The organism is Neisseria iguanae, from assembly GCF_003013245.1.
GTDB classification, from domain to species: domain Bacteria; phylum Pseudomonadota; class Gammaproteobacteria; order Burkholderiales; family Neisseriaceae; genus Neisseria; species Neisseria iguanae.
Genome location: NZ_PXYY01000167.1, coordinates 1 through 1,598, shown reverse-complemented (window position 1 = coordinate 1,598; position 1,598 = coordinate 1). Strand labels below are relative to the sequence as shown.

The window sequence follows — 1,598 nt, the reverse complement described above, 5'->3', positions numbered from 1 at the left end:
ACCACCCCCGGATACAATACATCAAACCGCTGTTTTACAAACTAATTTTAATAACAGCAAATTCGCAGAAAATTTCCAAAACCGGTCACAACAGCCCCTCCCCCCCAATACAAAAAACCTTCTGAAAAATTTTCGACGTGCCTCCGTCTTATCTTTATACGACGGCTTCTAATTTGTAAGAAAGCTTGGGTTTCAGACAGCCTTAATCAATACTTCATGATATAGTGACACATTTTCTTCTCAAACCAATGTCAATTATATTCATATGAGCAAACATATCCTATTAGGTATTAGCGGCGGTATTGCCGCTTATAAATCTTGCGAACTAGTACGTCTTTTAAAAAAACAAGGGCATGACGTAACTGTTGTGATGAGCCGATCGGCCGCAAAATTTATTTCGCCGCTGACTTTTCAGACTTTAAGCGGTAATCCGGTTTTAACCGATACCCACGATGACGAATCGAGCGGTAACGGCATAGCGCACATTAATTTAACGCGCGAAGCAGATGTTTTTCTAATTGCTCCGGCTACCGCAAATACTTTAGCCAAAATCACCAACGGCGTTGCTGATAATTTATTGACCAATCTCGCGGCCGCACGCAAATGTCCTTTGGCCGTCGCACCGGCGATGAACGTGGAAATGTGGTTCAACCCTGCCAATCAGCGCAATATCCGTCAGCTGGTTTCAGACGGCATTATCATATTTCAACCCAATAGCGGCGAACAGGCTTGCGGTGAAATCGGCATGGGACGAATGCCCGAAGCCGTTGAACTGGCTGATTTGTTGCCTGATATATGGTCGGCCAAACCATTAAAAGGCAGAAAAATCCTGCTTACTGCAGGGGCAACTTTTGAAGCTATCGATCCCGTTCGCGGCATTACTAATCTCTCCAGCGGACAAATGGGCATGGCTTTGGCACGCGCTTGTCGTTCGTCCGGTGCGGAAGTGAGTTTGATTTACGGACAAATTCAGACGGTCATCCCGACCGGTTTATATTCCAGCGAGCAGGTGGTTAGTGCAGAAGCGATGTACCAGGCTGTCCATCGGCAGATTCATCAGCAAGATGCCTTTATTTCCGTTGCTGCCGTTGCCGACTATAAAGTCAAAAACAGTAGCGAACATAAATTAAAAAAAGACGGCAGCGGTAAAACACCGATTATCGAATTAACTGAAAATCCCGACATTTTAACTTCGGTAGCTGCTCTGCCGAATCCGCCGTTTTGCGTAGGATTTGCGGCCGAAAGCGAAAAAATTTTGGAATATGGCCGCGCAAAACGCATACGTAAAAACATTCCGATGTTAGTGGCCAATCAAGTTTCTACAGCCATAGGCAAACCGACTAATCAAATTACCATTATTGATGCCGAGCAGGAAACTTCCTTTCCTGAAACCAGCAAACAACAGGCCGCGGAAGTGATTGTGGCGCGCTTGGCTGAATTGTTGCAATGAAAAAACAAAGGCCTTTACTTTGCATTTCCAGTGCAACACTCAAATGCCGGCGGCAGGAGCCGCTAAAAACAAATCGGCCGGTATCTCATAATCCCGTATTTTCCCCGGTCGGCGGTTGAGGGCAGCCCCAACCGCCTTAACCTGTTTG

1 protein-coding gene is annotated in these 1,598 nt (G+C 46.1%); it reads left to right on the top strand.

The genetic code is table 11. The annotated features are described in order from the left end of the window. Positions 1-265 precede the first annotated feature (265 nt). Positions 266-1,450 carry a bifunctional phosphopantothenoylcysteine decarboxylase/phosphopantothenate--cysteine ligase CoaBC gene (gene coaBC / locus C7N83_RS13800; RefSeq protein WP_106743275.1) on the top strand — a complete coding sequence of 395 codons (1,185 nt, stop codon included), beginning with the start codon at positions 266-268 and terminating at the stop codon, positions 1,448-1,450. Positions 1,451-1,598 lie beyond the last annotated feature (148 nt).